Below are 24,292 nucleotides of genomic sequence, written 5' to 3'. Positions count from 1 at the left end.
TCCTTAATAAATTTTTAGTTCATTATATAAACTATCTCGCTCTATTGCTATATAACCTGAACTTTGAATCATCTCTATGAAGGTTTTTAAACTTAAGCCATTTGAACTTTTTGCTCCACCTGCACTTTGTATGCTTTCTTTTTCTATGGTACCATCTAAATCATTTGCGCCAAAATCTTGAGCCACCATAGCTAAATTTATACCCATAGTTGCCCAATAAGCTTTGATATTTTTAATATTATCAAGTACAATTCTTGCTATAGCTAAAGTTTTTAAAATTTCCACCGAGCCAAGTGGCTTTTTACCTGTAATAAAACTATTATCTTGTTGCCAAACTAAAGGAATAAAAGCATTAAACCCACTTGTTTGATCTTGGAGATTTCTTAATCTTATCATGTGATTAATTCTATTTTCTCTACTTTCTATATGCCCAAATAACATAGTAGCATTACTTTGTTTGCCTTTTTCATGCCAAAGTTTGTGAATTTTTAGCCAATTTTCACTACTTACCTTACCATGACAAATTCTTTTTCTAACTTCTTCATCAAAAATTTCAGCTCCACCACCTGGCATAGAATCAACACCATACTCAAGCATTTTTTCTATTACTTCTTCATAACTCATATCAAAAGCTCTACTTAAAAAATCAACCTCAGCAGCAGTTAGAGCTTTAATGTGTAAAAATGGATATTTTTCTTTAATCATTTTAAAAATTTCTAAATACCACTGCCATGATGTATTTTTATTGTGCGCTGAAACAATATGAATTTCTTTCGTATCTCTTAAAACTGTTTCATCAACTATTTTCATTATCTCTTCATGTGTCATAGTGTAAGGATTAGGATTTTTCCTATGTGCTGAAAAAGCACAAAATTTACAAGTATCTGCACATATATTTGTAGGATTAATATGTCGATTGATATTAAAATAAACCTTTTTGCCATGCAAATTAGTACGAATTTTTTGTGCATATTTAGCTAGAGTAAAAAGCTCTAAATCCCAAAGTTTATTAGCCTCTTCTTCATTTAATCTTTCTTGATTTTCTAATTTTTCTATAATTGTTTGCATATTCTTACCATATTTTTAATTTTAAACTACAATTATAATTTTAACTTACTTAAAATTTAATACAAAGTATTTTTTGGTATGATTTTAATAAAAATTTAAAGCAAGGAATAATTTTCAAAAATGGATATGCAAAAAATTCAAAAATTAAAAAATTCTTTAAAAGACTATGAAGCATATTGTTCTAGACTTTTTTTAAAGCAAGGCTCTTTTAGCTTTTACCATTCTAAAGAGATTGATCGTTTTATAGAAGATATTTATGAACTTGTTTTAAATGATTTTTTTGATGATTTTTTTCCACATAATGACAAAATTCCTTTTTGTATTATCGCCATTAAACAATATGCTAAAATGAATTTAAGCATAAAAGAAAATATTGATTTATTGCTTATTTATAAAGATATAAAAGCTTATAATATTAAGCCTTTAATGAAAGCATTTATTACTTTTTTAAACGATATTGGTTTAAGCATTAACTATCAAATTTGTGAAATAAATGGACTTTATAATATAGCTAAAAATGAGCTTAAACAAAATATTTTACAATATCGCTATATTAGTGGTTCTAAGATTTTATTTAAACAAATCAAAGAAAAAATTTCCCAAGCTCAAGATGAGTTAAAAGAAGAATTTGCTCTAAAAATCTTGCAAGAATTTAACCCTTATTATCAACCTTTAATCAAGCAAGAATTTGATATTAATAAAAATTTTGGCGGTTTAGATGAGCAACTTAGTATAGAAAATTTAAATATTTTATTTAAAGATTCTCCCAAAAATTATATGCTTAATTTTATCAATGAAAAAGAATTTAGCGAATTTAAGCTTGCGAGTGATTTTTTATTTTCACTTAAATGTGCAATGAATCTTTTAGAAGGTAAAAACACAAATTTATTTTTAATACAAAATTCACAAGAACTTGCTAACTTAATGCATAAAAAAGAAAAGAAAAATTTAGATCTTAAATCCATACTCATTCAAAAAGCAATGCAAAGTATGCAAATTTGTGGAATTTATACACATTTTTTAGCAAGATGCATCCAGGAAAAACATTATAAAGAAAATAAACTTTATGAAATACAAGATAACTTTTTTACTCATTCAGATGAAAATGAAAATTTAAATTTAATACTCAATCGACTTTTAAAACTAGAAGATGAGGATTTTATTTTTGATATTAAACTAATTTTTGCATTAAAAAGAGCAAAAAATAATGATGAAAATTTGGAGTTATTTAAAGGCATATTAGAAAAAAAACATTCTTTTAGTATTTTAAAACTACTAAACAATGCAAACATTTTAAAAGATTTTTGCAAACCATTAATTCAAAGTAAATTTTTACTCGAAGAAGAAGGTGTTTATAGCGCATTAGATAGAGCATTACTTTGCTTAAAATACTTTGAAGAAAAAGATTGCAAATTTGATAAAAAAACACTTCTAATAATAAAGCTTACCATACTTTTAAGTGCTATTCATGAAGAAAATGAAATTTCTTTAGCTAATATTTATAGAGCTTATGTTGGAAAATTCCAAGTTGATAATGAACTTTTAGATTTTGGCTTAAGATTATTTAAAAATTTTAATGCTTTTAAAGATATTATAGAAAAAGAAGATATTTATAATTCTACTATTGTATTAAATTTTATTTCCAAATTAAATGATACTCATACCCTAAAAACCTTACATCTTTTATCTTTTTGCAATGCTAAAGCTTTGGGTATAGAAAATCATTTTTATTATAAAAGTTTAGAAAGATTGTTTCAAAATGCACTAGAAGGTTTTGAGGATGAAAATTTAATTGATGAGAGTCAAAGAAGGGTAAAAAAAGAACAAACCCTAAAAAGAAGCAAGGCTTTTTTAGATCTTGATGAGCAAACTCAAAACAATATCACTCATATTAAATCTAATCTCTTTTTTATAAAAAATAGCTTTGAAAAAATTATTAAAATAACACAGATTGCGCAAAAAGAAAATTTTACTTTTTGGCTTGACAATCAAGATAATTTTACTCTAGAGCTTATAATGAATAGAAAAAATAATCTTGAAAATATACTCAACACTTTAAGTTCTTTAAATTTAGTCTTTATGAGTTTTTTTGAATTATTTGATGAAAAAGTTTATCTGAAATTTGAATATTCAGATATAGTAAGTGATAATCAAAAACAAAGTTTAGAAAATTTACTTAATTCTAAATTACATTTAAAAGTACAAAAAAAAGCAAAAAAACCAAACATTAAAAAAGATGAATTAAAATTAGACATGAATTATTCCAAAAGCTATGCCAAAATAACCTTAAACACAAAAGATCAAAAAGGTTTAATGGCTTATGTAATGGATGTGCTTGTAAGATATGATATTGTCTTAAGTGCAGCAAAAATTCAAACTATAAAAGAAAGAACGCGAAATGTTTTGATTTTGCATAAAAATGAAAGCTTGCAAGATCATAAAGATCAAATTCTTAAATCACTAATAAGCGAGTAAAAGATGTGTGGAATAGTAGGTTATATAGGAACTAAAGAAAAGAAAAAAATCATATTAGAAGGTTTAAAAGAGCTTGAATATAGAGGTTATGATAGCGCTGGTATAGCAGTAATGAAAGATGGAGAATTAGACTTTTTTAAAGCGGTTGGAAAATTAGAAAATTTAGCTAATAAGACTGCTAATTTTAATAGTGATGGATTTGGGCTTGCTATAGGCCATACGCGTTGGGCAACCCATGGAAAACCAACTGAAATAAATGCGCATCCACATTTAGGACAATACTCTTGTGTAATACATAATGGAATCATAGAAAATTACCAAGAATTAAAAACAAAACTCACACAAGAAGGTATTAATTTTCTAAGTCAAACAGACACTGAAGTTATTGTACATTTATTTGAATATCATGCGAGTAATTTAGAGCCATTTGAAGCTTTTAAAAAGACTATAGCTGAACTAAAAGGTGCTTTTGCAATCTTACTTGTGAGTAAAAAAGATCCTAATACAATTTATTTTGCTAAAAATGCTGTACCACTCATCATCGGAAAAAATGGCGATGAAAATGAATATTATTTTGCATCAAGTGATGCACCTTTAGTTTCTTTAGTGGATAAAGTAGCTTATCTTGAAGATGGAGATTATGGATATATTAATTTAAATGAATGCAAAATTTGTCATGATCAAGCTTGTATACAACCTACTTTTGTGGCTTTAAGTCAAGATAAAAGTTATGCTCAAAAAGATGGTTATAGATTTTTCATGGAAAAAGAAATTTATGAGCAAAGTAGAGTTTTAGGTGAAGTTTTAATGGGACGCTTGCAAGGTGAGCAGATTGTTTTTGAAGATATAGATGAAGTTCTTTTACAAAACATAGATGAAATCACACTTTGTGCTTGTGGTACAAGCTATCATGCAGCATTAAGTGGGGCTTATTTACTTGAAAGACTTGCAAAAATTAAAACTAAAGTTGAAGTAGCAAGTGAATTTAGATACAGAGAAGCTATTATAGGTAAAAATACTCTTTTTATAGTAATCTCTCAAAGTGGTGAAACAGCTGATACACTAGAAGCTTTAAAAATAGCAAAAACACAAGGAGTTAAAACTTTAGCAATATGCAATGTGGATAATTCTAACATCGTGCGTTTGGCTGATATATCTTTACTTACTAGAGCGGGTATTGAAAAAGGCGTAGCTTCAACTAAAGCATTTGCCACTCAAGTAGCAACTTTATGGATGCTTGCAATCTATCTTGCACAAAAAGCAAATTTAGATATGAGTAAAGAAATCAAAGCTCTAAGAAGTTTACCAAGTATAGTTAAAGTTGAACAAAACTTGCATGAAAAAGTACATAGAATTTCAAAAAGATACCTACATGGCCATGGCTTTTTCTTTATAGGAAGAGATGTATTTTATCCACTAGCACTAGAAGGAGCTTTAAAACTTAAAGAAATTTCATACTTACATGCTGAAGGCTATCCAGCAGGAGAGATGAAACATGGACCTATTGCTCTAGCAGATAGTGAGCTTTTTACCGTTGCATTAATGCCGCAAAATTGTCTTTATGAAAAAACAAAATCAAATGTAGAAGAATTAGCTGCAAGGGATTCTACTTTACTTGCTATCTCTCCACTTGATTTTGATTTAAGTGATGATTTTATAAAAACTTCAAAGCAAGAGCACTATATGTGCGAATTTTTCGAAATGATGGTAATCTTACAACTTCTAGCTTTAGAAGTTTCTATAAGACTTGGCAATGATGTGGATATGCCAAGAAATCTAGCAAAAAGTGTTACAGTAGAATAATATTTGTGTAGTTTTGAAAAAAACTACACCTTTCTTCAAAAATTTTATAAATACTTCTTAAATTATAAGCAAACTTTAGGGTTTATTTAGTTTAAATATCACAACTTATTTTATTACAAGGAAAGGCCATGGAATACAGAATCGAACACGATACTATGGGAGAGATTAAAGTTCCTAATGATAAATATTGGGGAGCACAAACTGAAAGAAGTTTTGAAAATTTTAAAATTGGTTGTGAAAAAATGCCAAAAGTTTTAATTTATGCTTTTGCAAATCTTAAAAAATCTTTGGCTTTGGTAAATAATAAACTTGGTAAATTAGATGATGCTAAAAAAAATGCTATCGTGCAAGCTTGCGATGAAATTGTAGCAGGAAAATTTGACGATAATTTCCCACTAGCAATATGGCAAACAGGTTCAGGCACTCAAAGCAATATGAATATGAATGAAGTTATAGCAAACCGTGCAACTGAAATTATGGGTGGAGATTTTAGAAAAGAAAAGCTTGTTCATCCAAATGATCATGTAAATATGAGTCAAAGTTCAAATGATACTTTTCCAACTGCTATGAGTATAGTTTCGGTAGAGCAAGTAGAGAAAAAACTTATCCCTGCTTTAGATGAGCTTATTGCAACTTTTGAAAAAAAAGTAAAAGAATTTGAAGGAATTATTAAAATAGGAAGAACTCACCTTCAAGATGCTACACCACTTACCCTAGCTCAAGAATTTAGCGGATATCTTTCTATGTTACTTCACTCAAAAGAGCAAATCATCGCTTCTTTACCTACATTAAGAGAACTTGCAATAGGTGGGACAGCTGTTGGTACAGGATTGAATGCGCATCCAGAACTTAGTGAAAAAGTAAGCGAAGAATTAAGCAAGCTAATAGGCACTAAATTTATTTCAAGTCCAAATAAATTCCATGCCCTAACAAGCCATGATGCAATTAATTTTACTCATGGAGCCATGAAAGGCTTAGCTGCAAATTTAATGAAAATAGCAAATGATATTAGATGGCTAGCAAGTGGTCCTAGATGTGGTCTTGGGGAATTAAACATACCTGAAAATGAGCCAGGAAGTTCTATCATGCCAGGCAAGGTTAATCCTACCCAATGCGAAGCTTTAACTATGGTTGCAGTGCAAGTTATGGGAAATGATACAGCTATTGGCTTTGCAGCAAGCCAAGGAAATTTCGAGCTTAATGTTTTCAAACCTGTGATTATTTATAACTTCTTGCAAAGCCTTGATTTATTAGCTGATGCTATGCATTCATTTAATATCCATTGTGCTGTTGGTATAGAGCCAAATAAAGAAAAAATAGATCATAATTTACATAATTCTTTAATGCTAGTAACTGCACTAAATCCACATATTGGCTATGAAAATGCAGCTAAAGTAGCAAAAAATGCTCATAAAAAAGGTATTTCTTTAAAAGAAAGTGCTATGGAACTTGGCTTAGTAAGCGAAGAAGACTTTGCTAAATTTGTAGATCCTACAAAAATGATAGGAGTAAAAAAATAATCAAAAGACTAGGAATAACCCTAGTCTTTTTAAGGATTTAAATGATTTATGAAAATGATTTTTTATTTATAGAAAAAGAAGATTCTCAAATTCCTTGGGTGAAAATTTTTACTAAAGAAAACTACAAAGAATTAAGTGATTGTCCAACCTTTTTGCAAAATATGCTTTTTCAGTATGTTTTAGCTTGTGAGTTAAGCCTTAGAGAATACTACAACCCAGAAAAAATCAACATAGCTTCCTTTGCAAACTATGTACCAAGAGTGCATTTTCATGTTATGGCACGTTTTAAAGAAGATGGGTTTTTTCCTGAAAGTATGTGGGGAAAACAGCAAAGAGAAATTAAGGATTTAAATTTACCTGATTTTGAAGGATTTACATCAATATTACTTAAAAAAATAAAAAATATTTATGTTTAAAAAATTTATTAATTCTAGTTATCAAGTCCTATCACATCATCTACTTAGGATTATTTTAGTACAAAAATCATATAAGTTTAAAATATGAGAAAATCAAACTATAAGCTTGATAATAATTCATCTTTGTTTTTATAAAAGGTCAAATAACTTTTTTTAAAACTCATGTTTTTATTAAAAACAGCAAATAAATTATTTAATATAATAAATTAAAATTTCAAAAAAGAAAGGTTTAAATTATGAAGCAATTGTTATTTTTACTTACACTTTGCTCATTTGCATTTTCCACGCAATGTGAGGTTAAAATAAAGCAAATTCAAAAAGAAATAGCTTATGCTAAAAATTACAATCATCAAGAAAAAGCTTTAAGTTTAGAATTAGCCTTAAAAGAAGTCCAGGCAGATTGCGCAAAAGATCCTCTTTTTTATGATAAAAAATTAGAGGGCAAAAAACTTAAAGAGCAAGAGATAGAAAAAATCGAACAAGAGTTAAAAGAATTAAAAAAACAAAAAGATTATATGAGTAAAACAGAGTATAAAAATAAAAAACAAGCTTTAAAAGACAAAAAAGACAAAATCAAAAAAAGAGATTGAAAAATACATCAACAAACTCTAATTTAATTCCAAATTTACCACCACTTTTTATTTTACTGTTTTAATTTTTGCATTAAAATATTTTGATTTTTTAATGCAAACTCATTTTCTCCATCAAGCTTTGATAATTCTTTGGTATATTCTAAAACTTGTTTACTCAATCATTTTATTAAAAAGCTCTATAGCCTTTTGATAATCTTCCAAATTCTGAATTTTCAAAATATTCTTTAGCTAAATCTGATAACTCAGTAATTAAATTATCTAAATCTTAACCCTAGTTTTGATTTTCTTTATTTAAACTTTTCAAAAATTCTTCTATATTATATTTTGTTCTATAAGTTTCACTCATTAAGTGAATCAAAATATCTCCTAAATCAAGTACAGTCCATTCTTCACTACTTTCTATATTTAAAAACTCCTCACCTTTGCTTTTAAGATTAGTTTTTAAATCATCAATCAAAGAAAGCGCGTGTCTTTCCCCCATAGTAGTAGCAATCACTACAAATTTAACAAAATAATCCTTATCTTGCATATCAAAGCTTTCTATTAAATCTGCCTTTTTATCATCTAAAATCTGCACTATATTATTAATTCTTTCTTGCATTGTTTTCCTTTTGTTAAATATTTTTAAATTTAGAATAATAAAGCTTAACTTCTTCTTTGATTTGCTCACAAACTTGCGTTGTTTGTAAAGTTTGTCTTATAAAAGATGAAGAGATATTTACTTTAGTATCTAAAGTTTTAAAATGTTTTGGTATAAAAATATCATCTCTTTTAGCTATAACAAATTCTACCAAATTTTGCAATCTTTCAAATTTATGCCATTTTTCAAGACTTTGCAAATGATCAGCTCCTAAAATAAGATAAAATTTTGAAATTTCATATTGCTTATATAGAAATTCAACACTTTCTATACTAGGCACAGGTCTTTGCTTTTTTATTTCAAAATCACAAATTTCAACTTTTATTAAGCTTCCCCAAATTTCCTTGCACCATTTTAAGCGTCTTTGTTCATCTGCAGTAAATTCTTGTTTAAAAAGACTAATAAAAGTAGGCATAATAATGAGCTTATCAAGCTCTAAATTTTCTAATGCATTTAAGACTATAGCATTATGACCTAAATGAGGCGGATCAAAACTACCGCCAAAAAGTGCGATTTTCATTAAAATTTAACCTTTTTTTAGTAGAATTTTATCTACTTAATCATAAAAAGGAAATGAAAATGGCTGTAAAAGTTGCAATAAATGGCTTTGGACGCATTGGAAGATGTGTTGCAAGAATTATCATGAAACGCGATGATATAGAACTTGTAGCGATTAATGATACTACTGATATTGAACTCACAAAATATCTTTTTAAATACGACACCGTTCATGGGGTATATGATGGTAGTGTTGAAAATGAAAATGATGATTTAATAATTGATAATAAAAAAATAAAAGTTTTAAAAAGTAGAAATGTAGCAGATTTGGACTTTGCAAAATATGGTGCACAAATTGTTTTAGAGTGTACCGGTGCACACTTAACTATGGAAAAATGTCAAGGATTTTTAGATCATGGGGTGCAAAAAGTCATCATGAGTGCACCTGCAAAAGATAAAACTCCAACCTATGTTTTAGGAGTAAATGCACATGAATACAAAGGCGAAAATATCATCTCAAATGCAAGTTGTACCACCAACTGCCTAGGACCAATTTGTAGAGTTTTGCAAGATAATTTTGGCATAGAAAAAGGTTTAATGACTACTATACATGCTTACACCAATGGTCAAAGTATTATTGATGCAAAAGCAAGAGATAAAAGAAGATCACGCGCTGCTGCACAAAATATCATCCCTACTTCTACCGGTGCAGCAAAAGCTATGAAGCTTGTTATGCCTGAACTTGATGGAAAATTACATGGTCAAAGCATGCGTGTGCCTGTAGCTGATGTATCAACTGTAGATTTAACTGCAACTTTAAAGAAAAAAGTAAGTAAAGAAGAAATCAATGAAGCCTTTAGAAAAGCAGCTGCTAGTAATTTAAAAGGCATATTATTGGTAGATGATGAAGAAAGAGTTTCAAGTGATTTTATAACTTGCTCTTATGGTGCAATTGTAGCAAGTGATTTAACTCAAGTTATTTGTGATGATTTTGTTAAAGTGGTTGCTTGGTATGATAATGAATGGGGTTATTCTTCTCGTTTAGTAGATATGGCAGTATTTATAGCAAAGGCTTAAGATGAGTAGTATTTTATCGATTAAAGATATTGATCTTGCAAAGAAAAAAGTATTTATAAGATGTGATTTTAATGTTCCTCAAGATGAGTTTTTAAATATCACCGACGATCGTCGTATTCGCTCGGCCATCCCTACTATAAGGTATTGTTTAGATAATGGCTGTGCAGTTATTTTAGCTTCACATTTAGGGCGTCCAAAAGAAATAGCTTCAAAATACTCTTTAGAACCAGTTGCAAAAAGACTTGCACGCTTAATGGCTAAAGAAGTCATCATGGCTAAAGATGTTATAGGTGAAGATGCAAAGAAAAAAGCTAGCGAATTAAAATCAAGTGAAATTTTGCTTTTAGAAAATTTACGCTTTGAAAAGGGTGAAACTAAGAATGATGAAAATTTAGCCAAAGAACTTGCTTCTATGGCTGATGTTTATATTAATGATGCTTTTGGGGTTTGTCATAGAGCCCATGCTAGCGTTGAAGCTATTACAAAATACTTTGATAATACAAACAAGGGTGCGGGATTTTTACTCCAAAAAGAAATTGAGTTTGCAAGCAATCTTATCAAACACCCTGCGCGTCCTTTTGTAGCCGTAGTAGGTGGTTCTAAAGTAAGTGGAAAATTACAAGCTTTGACTAACTTACTTCCAAAAGTAGATAAATTAATCATAGGTGGAGGTATGGCCTTTACTTTCTTAAAAGCTCAAGGTTATGATATAGGAAATTCTCTTTTAGAAGAAGATTTAATTGAAGAAGCAAATAAAATCTTACTCAAAGGTAAAAATCTAGGTGTAAAAATTTACCTTCCTGTGGATGTTACAGCAGCACAAACTTGCTCCCAAGAGGCAGTGATGAAATACACCCCTGTGCAAGAAATTCCTGCAGGTTGGATGGGACTTGATATAGGTCCTGCTAGCGTAAGATTATTTAAAGAGGCACTTTCTGATGCTCAAACTATATGGTGGAATGGGCCTATGGGGGTTTTTGAAATCGATAAATTCTCAAAAGGTAGCATTAAAATGAGCCATTATATTAGTGAATCTCACGCAACAACTGTAATAGGTGGTGGCGATACTGCTGATGTTGTAGCAAGAGCTGGTGATGCTGATGAGATGACTTTCATTTCAACTGGCGGTGGAGCATCATTAGAACTTATAGAAGGAAAAGAACTTCCTGGTGTAAAACCTTTGACTATAAAGGATAATGAATGATTTTTGCAGCAAATTTAAAGTGCAATCACACAAGATCAAGCTTTGAACTTTATGCTCAAGAATTAAATCAAAATTTAAACAAAGAAGATGAAATTTTCATTTTCCCACCTAGCATAGCTTTTTTAAAAGACAATTTTTCATTTCAGCAAGGCACGCAAAATTTCTACCCTTGCGAAAATGGAGCCTATACCGGAGAAATTGGTAAAATTCACTTAGAAGAATTTAATATCAAAAGTGTTTTAATAGGTCATTCTGAAAGAAGAGCTTTAAATGAAAATGAAAGCTTTTTAAGGGCTAAATTTGATTTTGCAAAAAATCTTGATTTTAATATCATTTATTGTATAGGCGAAAGTTTAGAAACCAAAAATACTAATAAAAGCTTGGATTTTTTAAAAAAACAAATTGAAAATATTGATTTATCTTATAAAAAACTTATCATAGCATATGAGCCTATTTATTCTATAGGCACAGGAGTTAGTGCTAATCTTGATGATATTAATACCATACTTAATTTTTTAAGAGAATTTACTAACGCTAAGCTTTTATATGGCGGAAGTGTTAATCAAAACAATATTAAAGAAATTTGTGCTTTAAAAAATTGTGATGGAGTATTAATAGGTTCAGCCGCATTAAATGCAAATGATTTTTTAAATATAATACAAATAGCCAAAGGTTAAAAAATGTCTTTAAGCAATGAAGAATTAAAAAGCATATTAGAGCATAAAATTGCTCTATTAGAAAACTCGCACAAAGAAGAGAAAAATATCTCATTAGAAGCCGTAAATTCTATCATTAAAATTTTAGGTTTGCCAAATGATTTTAGCCCTTTAGCACATAGATATTTTCAACTTCACACCCCACCTAGTCTCATATGGCTTCATTTAAGTGAATGCACAGGGTGTAGTGAGAGTTTGCTTAGAACTTCATTGCCTGACTTTTTAGATCTGATTTTTGATTTCATTTCTTTAGAATATCATGAAACCTTTATGAGTGCAAGCGGACACCAAGCAGAATCGCATTTAGAGGAAGTTTTAGAAAAAAAAGATTTTCTTTTGGCCGTTGAAGGCGGGGTTTGTGCTATAGATCCTTTTTATCTAACTATAGGAGCACATGGTGAAAATGGATATGAAATTTTACAAAAATGTGCCAAAAATGCTAAAACAATCTTTGCTATGGGAACTTGCTCAAGCTATGGAGGAATTCAAGCTGCACATCCAAACCCTACCAAAAGCATAGGAATTTCTAAAGTCTTGGAAAAAAAAGTAATCAATATACCAGGTTGTCCTCCAAGTGATGTAAATATCATCGCAGCGCTTTGCTTTTATATATTATTTGAGCAAGACATGGCTTTAGATGAACAAAATAGACCTTTGGCTTTTTATGGTAAATGTTTGCATGATTTATGTGAAAGAAAAGCTAAATTTGAAGCGGGCAATTTTGCTCAAAGTTTTAACGATGAAAATATAAAACAAGGTTATTGTCTTTTTAAAGTAGGTTGTAAAGGACCTTATGCTTATAATAATTGCCCTAAGGTTAAATTTAACTCCAAAACCTCTTGGCCAGTAGCTGCAGGACATGGCTGTATTGCCTGTAGTGAAGAGAATTTTTGGGATGATTTTGGTTTTTATGAAAAACCTATGAGCAATGAATTTGCTTATAATAATTTTTCTATTATATTGGATAATAAAATAGTCCATAATAGCTCTAATAATGAGCTTAATTCAGATAATATTTTGTTAGATTTAGAAAGCGATATTAGTGGAATTTTTTATCAAAATGACACAAAGATTAATTTTTTAGACTTTAGTTTTGAAGCTAATCCTAAAGTTTTTTTAAATAATTTCGCAAAAACCAAAATGGCTATGACTTTAGTGCAAAATTACCAAGAGCAATTTAAAACATATTATGATTTTATACAAGAAAATTATGATGATGAAAACAAAATTAGTAATAATATCTTAGATTTATTTTATTTTATTTATCCATTTATTAGTGGAAAAAAATTAAACCATTTAGATGAGTTTTTAGATCTTGCTTTGGCTTATAAGTTCAAACATCCTAGCAAATTTGATTTTAAAACTACCATTAATGAACAAGCAAAGCTTGATGTTTCTAAGTCAATGCGTATGCCTTTGATTTATATTTTAGGTGGTTTAGATAAAGAAGCTATTGCTTTTGGATTGATTTTTTCTTTAAAAGAAAATTTAAAACAGGCTTTAAAAGCATGTAAAAATATACATAACAAAAAACAAATTTTAATACACTCAAATAATGAAAAAATACTAAAATTATTTTGGGATTTAACGAGTGTTTAAAGACTTAATGATAAAATATTTATCTCCCTAGTATTTGAAATTTGCAAAGCTTAAAAACTTTGCAAATTTATTTAAGATTTAGTTATTTTGACGATATAACTTTATCTTGATTTGAAAGGAACATTATGCAAATTTCTAGCTACAACTCTCAAAATTTTTCTATGGATATAAAAACAAAAAATGGCAATCATCTTTCTTTTTCTATGTACGATAAAAAAGAAGCAAAATTAGATAAAGATGGAAATTCAGCATCTTTGAGTTTAAGAAATCAATTTGGTTTTTCGTTTTCATATAGTGGCACAAAACTTTCACAAGAAGAAATTGAAGAAATTAAAGAAGCAGTAGCCAAAGTACAGCCTCAAATTGATGAATTTATGAAAAACTCAAGAGTAGGAACCTTAAAGCCAAAAGAGCTTATCACCACTGCGATGAAAATTGGCGATGCTCTGCCTATACCAAAAAATGAAGAGCACAAAAAAGCAACCTTGCATGAGTTATTTAATATTATGGATAAAAGTTTAAATAAAGAAATGACAAAAACTGATCTTGAAGATATTAAAAAACAGATTTTCCAAGATAGTGCTAAATTATTAGAAGAAATTTGGAAGCAATATAACAATCAAGAAAAGAAAAAAGAAGAAGAAAATAATAAAGAATTTGGATTTTACGCTTAAGAAGGAAAATAAATGCAAGTAAAAGATATTTTAAAAAGCATGCTAGAACTCCAGCAAAAATTAAATGATGATACTAATGGTATAGGATGGGAAAATGGCTATACCAAAGAAGGTAAATTAATTAGCTTTAGAAGATGCATTTATATGGAGTGTGCTGAACTTATTGATTCTTTTGCTTGGAAGCATTGGAAAAGTATACACACTCCTGCAAACTGGGATAATGTATGTATTGAAATAGTAGATATATGGCATTTTATCTTGAGTTTAATTTTAGAAGAATACAAAGAAAAACAAATTAATGATAAAAATTTCATAGCAGAAGAAGTTTCTTCTGTAAGTTTTTTTGATGATTTTTGCAAAGAAACTTCTAATCCAAATGAAGCAGATATTTATGGAATTTTAAATGATATTGAGCTTATTATCCATAAATGCAGTGGATTTGATTATGATTTAGGTGAGCTTTTAAGTGTCTATTTTATTCTAGCTAGAAAATGTGGCTTAAATTTCTTTAAACTTTACAAAACATATATTGGAAAAAATATTTTAAATCAATTCAGACAAGAAAATGGCTATAAAGAAGGCACATATAAAAAAACATGGAATGGTGTAGAAGATAATGAAGTTTTAAATCAAATTTTAAAAGAAACCTTAGATTATAAAGAAATTTACAAAAAACTTCAAAATTATTACGATGAATTAAAATGAATATTTTATATCTAAGCTTGCAAAATTTTTTTAGTAAACCTTTTTTAAAATTTTCTTTTTTGCCTTTTTTTGTTAGTTTGATTATTTTAGCCTTGCTTGTATTCTACACCTATGATATCTTTTTTTCTTATATTGAAGATGTCATTAGCGGAACTTTCATGGCTTGGTTTTTTAGCTTTTCCATAGTACAATTTTCACTTACATTTTTGAGTGCCATAGGTGGATTTTTCATAGTAGTTTTTGCCTCAGTATTTTTATCCATGCTAATTATTTCTTTTTTAACGCCTTATATAGTAAAAAAAATAAATCAAAAATACTACAACTATTTCATACAAAAAGAAGTAAATTCTTTAGAAGTTTTACTCAAAACATTTAAATTTATATTGACTTTTTGCGTATTATTTATAATCGCTACTTTTTTACTAATCATACCTTTTATAAGTATTGTGATTTATTATGGAGTTTTTTATTATTTATTTCATAAACTTTTACTCTTAGATGTATTAAGCAATGTCTTGGATAAAAATTCTTTTAATAATTTTTATAAGAACTCTTCACCTTTGAACTTTAAAATAAGTACTTTAATATTTTTTATTTTATCAAGCATTCCTTTACTTGGACTATTTTTACAAGTATTTTATGTAATTTTTTTAACTCATTTAAGTTACCAAAAGATCTTAAATTTAGAAGCTAAAAATAATGGATGAGAGAATTAAAAAATTCATTCATTCTCAAAAACTCTTAACCTTGAGCGTGCAAGATAATGATGAAATATATTGCGCAAGTTGCTATTATGCTTTTGATGATAAAAATCTTGCATTGATTTTTGCTAGCGAAGAACATACTAAACACATTCAGCTTTCTTATAAAAATCCAAAAGTAGGAGTTAATATAGCACTAGATACAAATATTATCAATCTTATTAAAGGAGTGCAAATTAAAGCTATTTTTAGAAAAGCTACCGCAAAACAAGAAAAAATATATTATGAAAAATTTCCCTTTGCAAAACTTGCAAAAGCTTGTATTTTTGCTCTAAATATACAATGGGCAAAATATACCGATAATAAAATTCTACTTTCTAAAAAATTAGAATTTTTTATTTAAAAATATCCTAAAAATATAATATTTTTTAATAAAAATTAATTTTTTTATAATTTTTTAAATATTTTTTTAATAAAATCATACAAACCATCATAATCATAAAGTCAAATATTGACTTTATCAAGGAGAAAAAATGCTCTCTTCTATTAAGAAATACCTACTAGGTAATTTTTCCAACAAAATAGCTTTCTTAGTTTGTATTTTTGTTGTAGTTTTACTATGTGTTTTAGGTTTTTTTAATTATGTTAAATCTAAATCCAATAGCCATACACTGTTAGTTCAGTTTCAACAAAAGGTTGCTTTTGATGTGAGTAAAAGATTTGATTTATACGCAAGCGATAGACGCAATGTGATCAATTCTTTAACAAAATACATCAAAGAAAATAAAAATAATCTAAATTCAACACAATATACTAGTTTATTAAATTCTATAGGAAATTCTTTGGGTTTTGATTTAACCTATGTGGGTTTTGAAGATGGAACTATATTTAGATCAAATGGCAATAATCAAACTCCAGAAAGTGGTTATGATCCTAGATCTAGAGGATGGTATAAAGAAGCCAAGGAAAAAAGAGAATTAATTGTCACAGATCCTTACATATCATCTAGTATGCAAAAACCAACCATTTCTTATGCTAGTCCTATTATAGACAATGGAAAAGTTATAGGTGTAGTTGCTGCTGATTATGATTTGAAAAAATTCTCAGAAGAAGTTTTGGCTATAGGTAAAACACCTTATTCACATGCTGCTGTTTTAGCTGATGATGGAACTTATCTTTTTCATACCGATTCTTCCAAAATCTTAACCTCAACTAATATTAGTAAAGATATTATTTCAAATTATTTTAAAACAACTGAAGGTGCAAACAAAGGTCTTTCTAGGGATATTTTCAAAATTCAAACTAAAGAAGAAGGGATCAAAGCTTTAATTTGTAATGGTAGTATCAATCCAAAATATACTATTTGCTCTATAGCTGATTATGATTTTTACAGCGATACAGCTAAACAAACATTGACGGAACAAATTATTATTTCCTTAATTGCTATTTTTATTACTTTGATTTTTATTAGAATAATCATTTCTTATAATCTTAAGCCAATTGCTATTATATCTTCAGGCTTGCATAATTTCTTTAACTATTTAAATCATAAAGACATTCATTCACACCCTATTAAACTAAAAACTCAAGATGAATTTGGAAAAATGGCTGATGAGATTAATGAAAATATTAATATTATCAAAGAGGCTTTAAGTAAAGATGCAAAAGCTATTGAAGAATCTGTAAATGTTGCTAGAAAAATAGAAACAGGTGAGCTTAATTTACACATTAGCTCTCATGCTAACAATCCACAAATTCAAGAACTCATAGATGTTTTAAATAAAATGCTTGATACTTTACAACAAAAAATTGGTAATAATTTAAACGAAATTCAAGCGGTATTTGATAGTTATAAACAATTAGATTTTACTGCAGCTATTAATACCCCAAAAGGCGATGTTGAAAAAGCAATCAATGCCCTTGGGAATGAAATCAAAAACATGCTTTCAAAATCACTAAACCAAGGTGAGTTATTAAATCAAAAAGCCGAAGCACTCAAACAAAGTATGCATGAACTTACAAATGATGCCACACATCAAACCTCATCATTACAAGAAAGTGCAAGAGCTTTAGAGCAAATGAATTCAACTATGAGTGAAATTTCTATCAAAGCACAAGATGTAGTTAAACAAAGTAATGATATTAAAAGTGTTACCACTATGATTTCAGATATTGCTGATCAAATTAACCTACTTGCATTAAATGCAGCTATTGAAGCAGCTCGTGCAGGAGAACATGGTCGTGGCTTTGCTGTTGTTGCTGATGAAGTTAGAAATCTAGCAGAAAGAACTCAAAAGTCTTTAGGTGAGATTGAAGCTAATACTAATATCTTAGCCCAGTCTATAAATGATATGGGTGAAGCTATAAAGGAAGAAGCTAATGATATTAGCCAAATTAATGAGTCAGTGGCTACTATAGAAAAACTTACACAACAAAATTCTCAAACAGCAATACATACAAATGCTATTGCAAATGAAGTAGATTCTTTAGCACAAGATATATTAAGTGAAACAAAAAAAAGGAAATTTTAAAAGATGCCTTTTTGGCATCTAGATTTAAGAAAAAGAAGGTTTAATTTGTTCTAACCAAGCATCAATTCTACTTTCGGTTAAATCCTCATGGTTATCATTATCTAATGCAAGCCCTACAAATTTATCTCCTTCTACCGCATCACTTGATTCAAAAGTATAACCACCTGTAGAAACTGAACCTACTAAATTTGCACCTGCTGCTTTTAAAGCCTGAGCAAGTTTTCCCATAGCACTACAATATGTATCTGAGTAGCTTTCACTATCTCCCATACCAAAAACTGCAACGGTTTTTCCGCTAAGATTTAAAGCTGAAAAATCAAAACTATCCCAATCATCTTGAAAATCTCCACTTCCCCAAGTAGAAGTTCCGCAGATTAATTTATCATAAGAATTGATTTTTTCTGCATTAATATCTGCAATATTTAACACATCTGAAATTCCTAATTTTTGAGCGATCATATTTGCCGCACCTTCGGTATTTCCCATAGAGCTACCATAAATTACTGCTACTGACATTTAACATCTCCTTAAAATTTGATTATTAATAGTATAGGGAACTAATTTTAGCAAAGTTTTGTTATTTTCACATAAATTATGTCTTATTTCTTTATGTTGAGTAAAATTTTTATTTCTTGGATACACAATATAAAATATTTCAAAAACATTTTTTTTGATAATTTGCAAAGCTAAATTTATATCCTTTTTATTATCTTCAAAAAAAGAAGGCATAATAGCCATTTTATCATTGATAATAATGATATTTTCTTGAATATCTACCCTAGCCTTTACATTGCTTTTACAAATTTTATCATACACAAAAGACTCAAAAGCCACCTGTGGATCTAAGATAAAATTTGATGACATAAAAACATTTTGTATTAATCTAGCTAAAGCGTATTTTGGCATCTTTGCTTCAAGCTGTAATTTATTTAAATTTCCTTCTTTATATGCTTTGATGATTTTATGAGAATATGGACAAAATTGTTTTATTTTACTAAATTTCAAAACCCTTTCTGTGATCATATTTTGGATTTTTAACTCAAAAATATTTCTTAAACTAGTAGCTTTTTTTGCATAAATATAAGGTATTTTTAGATCATTTTCCACCAAAGAATTATACAAATTTAAAAAAATAAAATTAATATTTTCTTGTTCTAAATCTCTAAATATTTTAGGTACCAAATCCTCTTTGTTATTAAAACCAAACATATTATGCCTTTTTTGTACATTCATAAGTTTGTTCAAGACCAAAAACCTTGCAATATTCGCAATATACACAACTCACACTGCGTTTAGCACAAACCAAAGGTATATTGCGTTTTTTTGCCTCTGTTTTAATTTTTTTCATGGTGTTGTGATTTAAAAAACTAGTAAGCATGACTATGCATTCAGTATTTTGTGGAATGGGTTTTCTATTTACCCTATTTTCATTTCTAGCATCCCAATGCTCTATACTTTTTGCGCCTAAATTTGTCAAAACCGCCTTAATTGGAGTAATTTCATCTGCACCTATAACCAAAACTGACATTGAGCTTTCCTTTTATAAAAATGATAATTGTTATTATAATTTATAAAAGATAAATTTTAACTGATACTCAATATCAATTTTTAAAATTATGTATTATAGGTTTGATCAAAAATATCTGCGTGTAAAATCTCTTCTAAAACCACTGTAGCATATGAACCTTTTTGCAAGAAAAATTCTAAAGTAAAATGAGCTTTTTCTTCATCATAATAACTTTTACAATCTTGCAAATAAGACCACATAAAGCGTCTTGAACCTTGCATTTTATCTTTAAACTCATATGCAAAAGAAAAAATCTCATCTTCTAATTTTTTAGCTAGACCTTCATTTGTTTCATAAGCTTTAGAGCCTATTAAAAGCCCCATAGAACTAATATCTTTTTGATTAAATCTTTCTACTTCACTTGGCAAATCTTCACATACAAAGCATTTACCAAAAGGATAATGCCCTAAAACTTCACCTTTTAAAAGCTTAAAAAACTGCTTTTGATTTTTTAAACTTTTGATTTCATCTTTATCTAAATCATAAATTTGTTTTATTTCTTTTTCACTAAAATCATTGATAAAATGTGATAATTCCACCCTTTTACTCAAATATCTGTTAAAAAGTTCGCTTTGAAAGGCAGAAATTAAAAATTCTTGTATTTTTTTATTTTTGATTTTTTTACCTTTTAAAATTTCTAGTCCTTGTAAAAAATTATCTTGAAATTTACCAAAACGCTGATATCCAAAATAATTAGCAAAACCTTGTTCTTGGATATTTTTGAAAGCTTGTTCTATTTTTAAAGCATCTACTTTTGAAACTTTTTTTAATCTTATAAAAAATGAATTTCCTTTTAAATGCCCTATTCTAAGTTTATTATCATGATAAAAACTTTCTAAAATTTTCATCTTATCATGTTTAAAATTTTTTAAGCCCTCTTCAAATTTTTTAGGCATAGAAATATATTGAAAAGTTAAGCCTTGTTTATCTTTTAAACCACTATAACCAAAATCTCTCATTTTAACACCGCTTTGCTCACTTAAAATTCTCAAAGCTTCACTGGTGCTTAGATCTTTTTTTTGTATATGTAAAATAAGATGTTCACCTTTACCACTAAATTCATACAAAGGCTTTTCTCTTACTACAAAATCATTACTATTTTTTGAAAAATACACATTTATCGGGCTGTGTTTTAAAGTATATAAGGGCTTAAAAATGATGTTCTCTTCCATAAAATTTATACCTTCCTGTTGTTGTTTTTGCAAAAATATTTAGTTTAATTCTATGTTTTTTAGCCATATTTTGTATAAATACTTTATGTTTTTTATCAAAAGCAAATAAAATTTCATACTCTTCTGCACTATTTAAGCTAAATTTATCTAATTTTTTAAGAAATTTTATACCAAGTTGATTTATAAAGAGCATTCTCGATAGATCCTTATTTAAACCATCTGAAATATCCATACTTACTCTGACTTTTTTTGCTATATCATAAAAAAATTTCTGCCTTAAATTTGGTTTTATAAAACGATGTTTAGAATGTAATTTTCCACCGCGAAATAGTATATTTAAACCTTTTAAACTCTCACCTAATTTCCCACTAAAAGCAAGCAAATCTCCCTTTTTTAAACCTTTTCTAAAAATAGCCCTTTTATTCACTTTAGAAATAATAGTTATACTAATATTAATTTTCCTATCTGCTATAGTATCTCCGCCTATAATTTGCACCCCAAATTCTTTTGCGCTATCTAGCAAGCCTTTTTGCAAAGCTTTAACTTGTTTCATTTCTAAACATTTTGGTAAAGAAAGCCCTAAAAGAGCGTATTTTGGTGTAGCATTCATAGCAATTGCATCAGAAATATTAACGAGCATAGCTTTTGCACCAATTTGCTCTAAACTCATCCAAGAGCGTTTAAAATGCACATCCTCACAAAATAAATCTTTAGAATAACAATATCCATCGATGATTGCTCCATCATCTCCGTTGATAGAATTTGCAAAAGCATTTATAATAAATTTTTCTTTATCCATGTGAATATTTTATACAAAAAGCTTTTAATTTTATATAATAATCAAATTTTTATAAGTTTAAAATGTATATAATCAAAAATAATACCAAGGATAAAAAATGCAAATAACTTTAAGAATTTTTCGTTTTGATAAAGATAGTGATTATTTAGCTTATTATAAACCATATGTTTATGATAGTAAAAATTTTAAAAGTGTTTATGATATTTTAAGTCAGATTAAAAAAGATGATATATATTTTGATTTTGAAGAAAACCCAGAAAGTTGTATTAAAGTTAATCAAGTTACCATTAGACAAAGAAGAGATTTAAGTAATATTATTGAAAGATTTGGAAAAGAACTCATCATAGAACCACTCGATACTAAAAGAGCTATTAAAGACTTGATCATGGATAAGAGTGATTTTTTAGAAAAACTTGAACTTTTTAAAGGACTTATTGACATACATGATATAGAGCTTTACAAGCAATATGACTTTTTATATTATACAAGCGAAGTAAGAGAATTTCTACCTGAATATTTAGGAGATAGTTTCTTTATATTTGCCTATAAAATGCTACTTAAATATCCAGAAAAAACTCCACAATTTTTAAAATTGATAGCAGATGAAGAAAAAGGAATTTATTATCATACTAAATTCAAAAATTTTATTTCATCTAATGAGCTTGACTATGAATCTTACATCAAAGAATTAAAAGTTATGCTTGTAAAATCAGGTCTTGCAAGAAGTATTTTTTAAGGAATTAAAATGTATAAAATTTACACCAATAGCAATAATGATTTATTTTGTTATTTTGATATTATCAAAAATGTCTTAGATACAGTCGGTGTTGAAAGCACATTATGTGAAAAACCTTTGGGTAAAAATTATTTTATTATTGACTATGATCCTAAAGATATTTTAGATGAATATTCTAGAATGATGGATGAGAATAATATCTTAGCTTGCGAATATAGCTCTTATGAAATTATGAGTAAAATCGATAAGATTAAATACGCTCCAGAGTTTTTTTTAAAATACTTAAAAACAGAACACATTAAATATTTTTTTGATAAATTTAACATAGGTGTATATCAAGGATTTTCCCATGCTAATTGCTCTTTAGAACTTGCTAAGATTCTTAAAGCAAATATAATTGATTTTGAAAGAAAATATAAGAGTTGTGGCTATGGGTTCTTAAGTTTAAATGCGCAATTAGCTTATAAAAGTGCAGCAGCAATCATTTTAGATGCTTATGATAGTGGTTGTGATTTTTTAGTTGTAGAAGATTTTTATTCTTTTTATATGTTTGATAAGTGTTCTAAAGAATTACAAGCAATTTCAAATAGAAATTTTGAAGATTTTTATATTTTAAGTTTCGCAGAGCTTGCAAATTTAGCTCTAGGTATAGTACCATACACTTTAAAAAAACACAAATTAAAAGTGAGTTTAGTCAATGAAAATCGCTCTTGAATGCAAGGATTTAATTTTAGAAAAAACTTTAGAAATTGCTTTAAAAGATTTTTTAGTTTTAAAAAAAGATTGTGATTTTTTAGTCTGTGATGAAAAAATCAACACACAAAAGCCACAATTTATCATCAACAAAAAATCAAATTTCTTAACTCACCCTTTTAACATAGAAGAGTTGCTATGTGCTTTAAATGATTTCAATGCAAGCTTGCAAAATATTGCCTATAAAATAGCAATGCGTGAGAAAAAAATTATGAATCAAAAATGTGAAGCCATTTTAGAACAACTACGCCAAGAAAGTCATGAAAAAATCGATGCAATATTTGATCTTTATAAAACAGAGTTAAAAAATCTTATCAAAGAAGAAAGTAATAATGCATAAAACACAAGAATATCAAAGCGTAAGAGATTTTTTAAAAAATTACAAAGAGGATAAAAAAACAAGCTCAAAAAAACAAGCTCAAAAAATTTACACCACCATAGAAAGTGGAATTTATAAGGGTAAAAAAATTTTACTTCCTAGCCTAGATACCACAAGAAGCACTAAAAGCATAGTAAAATCATGTGTTTTTAATGTTTTGCGTTTTTCTTTGCAAGATAAGGTTTTTATAGAGGCCTTTGGAGGAAGTGCTTTAATGGCATTAGAAGCAAGAAGCAATGGTTGTTTAAAAAGTTATGCCATAGAAAAAGATAAAAAGGCTTATGAAATAGCTTTAAAAAACGCTTCTGGTGTTGATCAAAATACTCTTTGTTTTAATGATGATACTTTTAAAAAAACTCCTCAAATTATTCAAAATTCCAAAGAAGATATTATTTTATATCTTGATCCTCCATTTGATATTAGAGAAGGTTTTTTTGATATTTATGAAAAAACTTTAAAATTGATAGAAAATATACAAAATTCAAATGTAAAAATCATTATCATTGAACACCACAGCACTTTTAAAACTCCAACTAAAATACAAGATTATGAGAAAACTAAAGAAAAAAAATTTGGCTCAACTACTCTAAGTTTTTACTCCTTTATATAAATTTGGAACTTTTTTTGCTTTAATTTTATGAAAATAGCATAGATTAAAGGAAGAAT

At 28.0% G+C, this 24,292-nt stretch carries 25 protein-coding genes and 2 pseudogenes; 19 read left to right on the top strand and 8 right to left on the bottom strand.

Features of this window, described 5'->3' with window-relative positions; all coding sequences use genetic code 11:
- Window positions 1-3: 3 nt before the first annotated feature.
- Window positions 4-1,068 carry an aminofutalosine synthase MqnE gene (gene mqnE, locus L8Y18_RS04895; RefSeq protein WP_133319349.1) on the bottom strand — a complete coding sequence of 355 codons (1,065 nt, stop codon included), beginning with the start codon at window positions 1,066-1,068 and terminating at the stop codon, window positions 4-6.
- Window positions 1,069-1,188: 120 nt separating this feature from the next.
- Between mqnE and L8Y18_RS04890 the strand changes: the two genes are divergently transcribed.
- The 5 genes and pseudogenes from L8Y18_RS04890 to L8Y18_RS04870 all read left to right on the top strand — a co-directional run bounded on the left by L8Y18_RS04890 (window position 1,189) and on the right by L8Y18_RS04870 (window position 7,894).
- Window positions 1,189-3,543: a nucleotidyltransferase gene (locus tag L8Y18_RS04890; protein WP_263676384.1), complete on the top strand. Its 2,355-nt coding sequence runs from the start codon at window positions 1,189-1,191 to the stop codon at window positions 3,541-3,543.
- 3 nt (window positions 3,544-3,546) lie between these two features.
- Window positions 3,547-5,346 carry a glutamine--fructose-6-phosphate transaminase (isomerizing) gene (glmS, locus tag L8Y18_RS04885; protein WP_263676383.1) on the top strand — a complete coding sequence of 600 codons (1,800 nt, stop codon included), beginning with the start codon at window positions 3,547-3,549 and terminating at the stop codon, window positions 5,344-5,346.
- Window positions 5,347-5,474: 128 nt separating this feature from the next.
- Complete coding sequence (gene fumC / locus L8Y18_RS04880) at window positions 5,475-6,866, top strand: class II fumarate hydratase (RefSeq protein WP_263676382.1); 1,392 nt, start codon at window positions 5,475-5,477, stop codon at window positions 6,864-6,866.
- Between the two features lie 41 nt (window positions 6,867-6,907).
- Entirely contained in the window at window positions 6,908-7,282 is a 375-nt protein-coding gene (locus L8Y18_RS04875; RefSeq protein WP_263660500.1) for an HIT family protein, read from the top strand.
- 236 nt (window positions 7,283-7,518) lie between these two features.
- Window positions 7,519-7,894: pseudogene (locus L8Y18_RS04870) on the top strand (DUF1090 family protein).
- Window positions 7,895-8,146: 252 nt separating this feature from the next.
- Here the strand turns inward: L8Y18_RS04870 and rsfS are convergent.
- Window positions 8,147-8,476 carry a ribosome silencing factor gene (gene rsfS / locus L8Y18_RS04865; RefSeq protein WP_133319354.1) on the bottom strand — a complete coding sequence of 110 codons (330 nt, stop codon included), beginning with the start codon at window positions 8,474-8,476 and terminating at the stop codon, window positions 8,147-8,149.
- A 13-nt stretch (window positions 8,477-8,489) separates the two neighbouring features.
- Window positions 8,490-9,035, bottom strand: a complete 546-nt coding sequence (gene nadD, locus L8Y18_RS04860; RefSeq protein WP_263676381.1) for a nicotinate (nicotinamide) nucleotide adenylyltransferase — start codon at window positions 9,033-9,035, stop codon at window positions 8,490-8,492.
- 59 nt (window positions 9,036-9,094) lie between these two features.
- Here nadD and gap point away from each other — a divergent pair, with 59 nt between their 5' ends.
- The 10 genes and pseudogenes from gap (at window position 9,095) to L8Y18_RS08735 (ending at window position 18,220) form a co-directional block, all read left to right on the top strand.
- Window positions 9,095-10,090: a type I glyceraldehyde-3-phosphate dehydrogenase gene (gene gap / locus L8Y18_RS04855; protein ID WP_220566300.1), complete on the top strand. Its 996-nt coding sequence runs from the start codon at window positions 9,095-9,097 to the stop codon at window positions 10,088-10,090.
- A gap of 1 nt (window position 10,091) precedes the next feature.
- Window positions 10,092-11,294, top strand: a complete 1,203-nt coding sequence (locus tag L8Y18_RS04850; RefSeq protein ID WP_263659824.1) for a phosphoglycerate kinase — start codon at window positions 10,092-10,094, stop codon at window positions 11,292-11,294.
- A complete protein-coding gene (locus tag L8Y18_RS04845) occupies window positions 11,291-11,971 on the top strand; it encodes a triose-phosphate isomerase (RefSeq protein WP_263659825.1) in 681 nt (226 codons plus the stop codon). Before L8Y18_RS04850 ends, L8Y18_RS04845 begins: the two co-directional genes overlap by 4 nt.
- A 3-nt stretch (window positions 11,972-11,974) precedes the next feature.
- Window positions 11,975-13,609 carry a hydrogenase small subunit gene (locus tag L8Y18_RS04840; RefSeq protein WP_263659826.1) on the top strand — a complete coding sequence of 545 codons (1,635 nt, stop codon included), beginning with the start codon at window positions 11,975-11,977 and terminating at the stop codon, window positions 13,607-13,609.
- Window positions 13,610-13,734: 125 nt separating this feature from the next.
- Window positions 13,735-14,283, top strand: coding sequence for an ATP-binding protein (locus tag L8Y18_RS04835; RefSeq protein WP_133319360.1), 549 nt, complete (start codon window positions 13,735-13,737; stop codon window positions 14,281-14,283).
- 12 nt (window positions 14,284-14,295) lie between these two features.
- Entirely contained in the window at window positions 14,296-14,988 is a 693-nt protein-coding gene (locus tag L8Y18_RS04830; protein WP_133319361.1) for a dUTP diphosphatase, read from the top strand.
- Window positions 14,985-15,695 carry an EI24 domain-containing protein gene (locus L8Y18_RS04825; RefSeq protein ID WP_133319362.1) on the top strand — a complete coding sequence of 237 codons (711 nt, stop codon included), beginning with the start codon at window positions 14,985-14,987 and terminating at the stop codon, window positions 15,693-15,695. The genes L8Y18_RS04830 and L8Y18_RS04825 overlap by 4 nt, the downstream gene beginning before the upstream one ends.
- Window positions 15,688-16,092, top strand: coding sequence for a hypothetical protein (locus tag L8Y18_RS04820; RefSeq protein WP_263676380.1), 405 nt, complete (start codon window positions 15,688-15,690; stop codon window positions 16,090-16,092). Before L8Y18_RS04825 ends, L8Y18_RS04820 begins: the two co-directional genes overlap by 8 nt.
- Before the next feature lie 130 nt (window positions 16,093-16,222).
- Window positions 16,223-16,891, top strand: a pseudogene (locus tag L8Y18_RS08740) (cache domain-containing protein); the annotation flags it as partial.
- 402 nt (window positions 16,892-17,293) lie between these two features.
- Entirely contained in the window at window positions 17,294-18,220 is a 927-nt protein-coding gene (locus L8Y18_RS08735) for a methyl-accepting chemotaxis protein (protein WP_412175792.1), read from the top strand.
- A gap of 24 nt (window positions 18,221-18,244) precedes the next feature.
- Here the strand turns inward: L8Y18_RS08735 and fldA are convergent, their stop codons facing one another.
- The 5 genes from fldA to L8Y18_RS04790 form a co-directional block, all read right to left on the bottom strand.
- On the bottom strand, window positions 18,245-18,736 hold the full coding sequence (gene fldA, locus L8Y18_RS04810; protein ID WP_133319365.1) for a flavodoxin FldA: 492 nt from the start codon (window positions 18,734-18,736) through the stop codon (window positions 18,245-18,247).
- The gene (locus L8Y18_RS04805) at window positions 18,737-19,429 is read right to left on the bottom strand and encodes a hypothetical protein (RefSeq protein WP_133319366.1); all 693 of its coding nucleotides are present in this window, start codon (window positions 19,427-19,429) and stop codon (window positions 18,737-18,739) included.
- Between the two features lies 1 nt (window position 19,430).
- Complete coding sequence (locus L8Y18_RS04800; protein WP_133319367.1) at window positions 19,431-19,748, bottom strand: DUF2325 domain-containing protein; 318 nt, start codon at window positions 19,746-19,748, stop codon at window positions 19,431-19,433.
- 86 nt (window positions 19,749-19,834) lie between these two features.
- Window positions 19,835-20,968, bottom strand: coding sequence for a tRNA pseudouridine(13) synthase TruD (gene truD, locus L8Y18_RS04795; RefSeq protein ID WP_133319458.1), 1,134 nt, complete (start codon window positions 20,966-20,968; stop codon window positions 19,835-19,837).
- Complete coding sequence (locus tag L8Y18_RS04790; RefSeq protein WP_263660509.1) at window positions 20,937-21,758, bottom strand: thiamine-phosphate kinase; 822 nt, start codon at window positions 21,756-21,758, stop codon at window positions 20,937-20,939. Before L8Y18_RS04790 ends, truD begins: the two co-directional genes overlap by 32 nt.
- A 97-nt stretch (window positions 21,759-21,855) precedes the next feature.
- On the opposite strand from L8Y18_RS04790, the gene L8Y18_RS04785 reads away from it, so the two are divergent.
- Genes L8Y18_RS04785 through L8Y18_RS04770 form a run of 4 tightly spaced genes read left to right on the top strand, consistent with a single transcriptional unit; the run spans window position 21,856 to window position 24,236 of the window.
- Entirely contained in the window at window positions 21,856-22,494 is a 639-nt protein-coding gene (locus tag L8Y18_RS04785) for a DUF5644 domain-containing protein (RefSeq protein WP_133319369.1), read from the top strand.
- A 9-nt stretch (window positions 22,495-22,503) separates the two neighbouring features.
- Window positions 22,504-23,208, top strand: a complete 705-nt coding sequence (locus L8Y18_RS04780) for a hypothetical protein (RefSeq protein ID WP_220566453.1) — start codon at window positions 22,504-22,506, stop codon at window positions 23,206-23,208.
- A complete protein-coding gene (locus L8Y18_RS04775) occupies window positions 23,192-23,587 on the top strand; it encodes an ornithine carbamoyltransferase (RefSeq protein ID WP_133319371.1) in 396 nt (131 codons plus the stop codon). Before L8Y18_RS04780 ends, L8Y18_RS04775 begins: the two co-directional genes overlap by 17 nt.
- Window positions 23,580-24,236: an RsmD family RNA methyltransferase gene (locus tag L8Y18_RS04770; RefSeq protein WP_133319372.1), complete on the top strand. Its 657-nt coding sequence runs from the start codon at window positions 23,580-23,582 to the stop codon at window positions 24,234-24,236. The genes L8Y18_RS04775 and L8Y18_RS04770 overlap by 8 nt, the downstream gene beginning before the upstream one ends.
- Window positions 24,237-24,292 lie beyond the last annotated feature (56 nt).

It is taken from the genome of Campylobacter sp. CNRCH_2007_0968H (assembly GCF_025773245.1).
Taxonomy (GTDB): Bacteria; Campylobacterota; Campylobacteria; order Campylobacterales; family Campylobacteraceae; genus Campylobacter_D; species Campylobacter_D lari_D.
The sequence above is the reverse complement of the archived record's forward strand: the minus strand, read 5'-3'. Positions and strand labels throughout refer to the sequence as shown.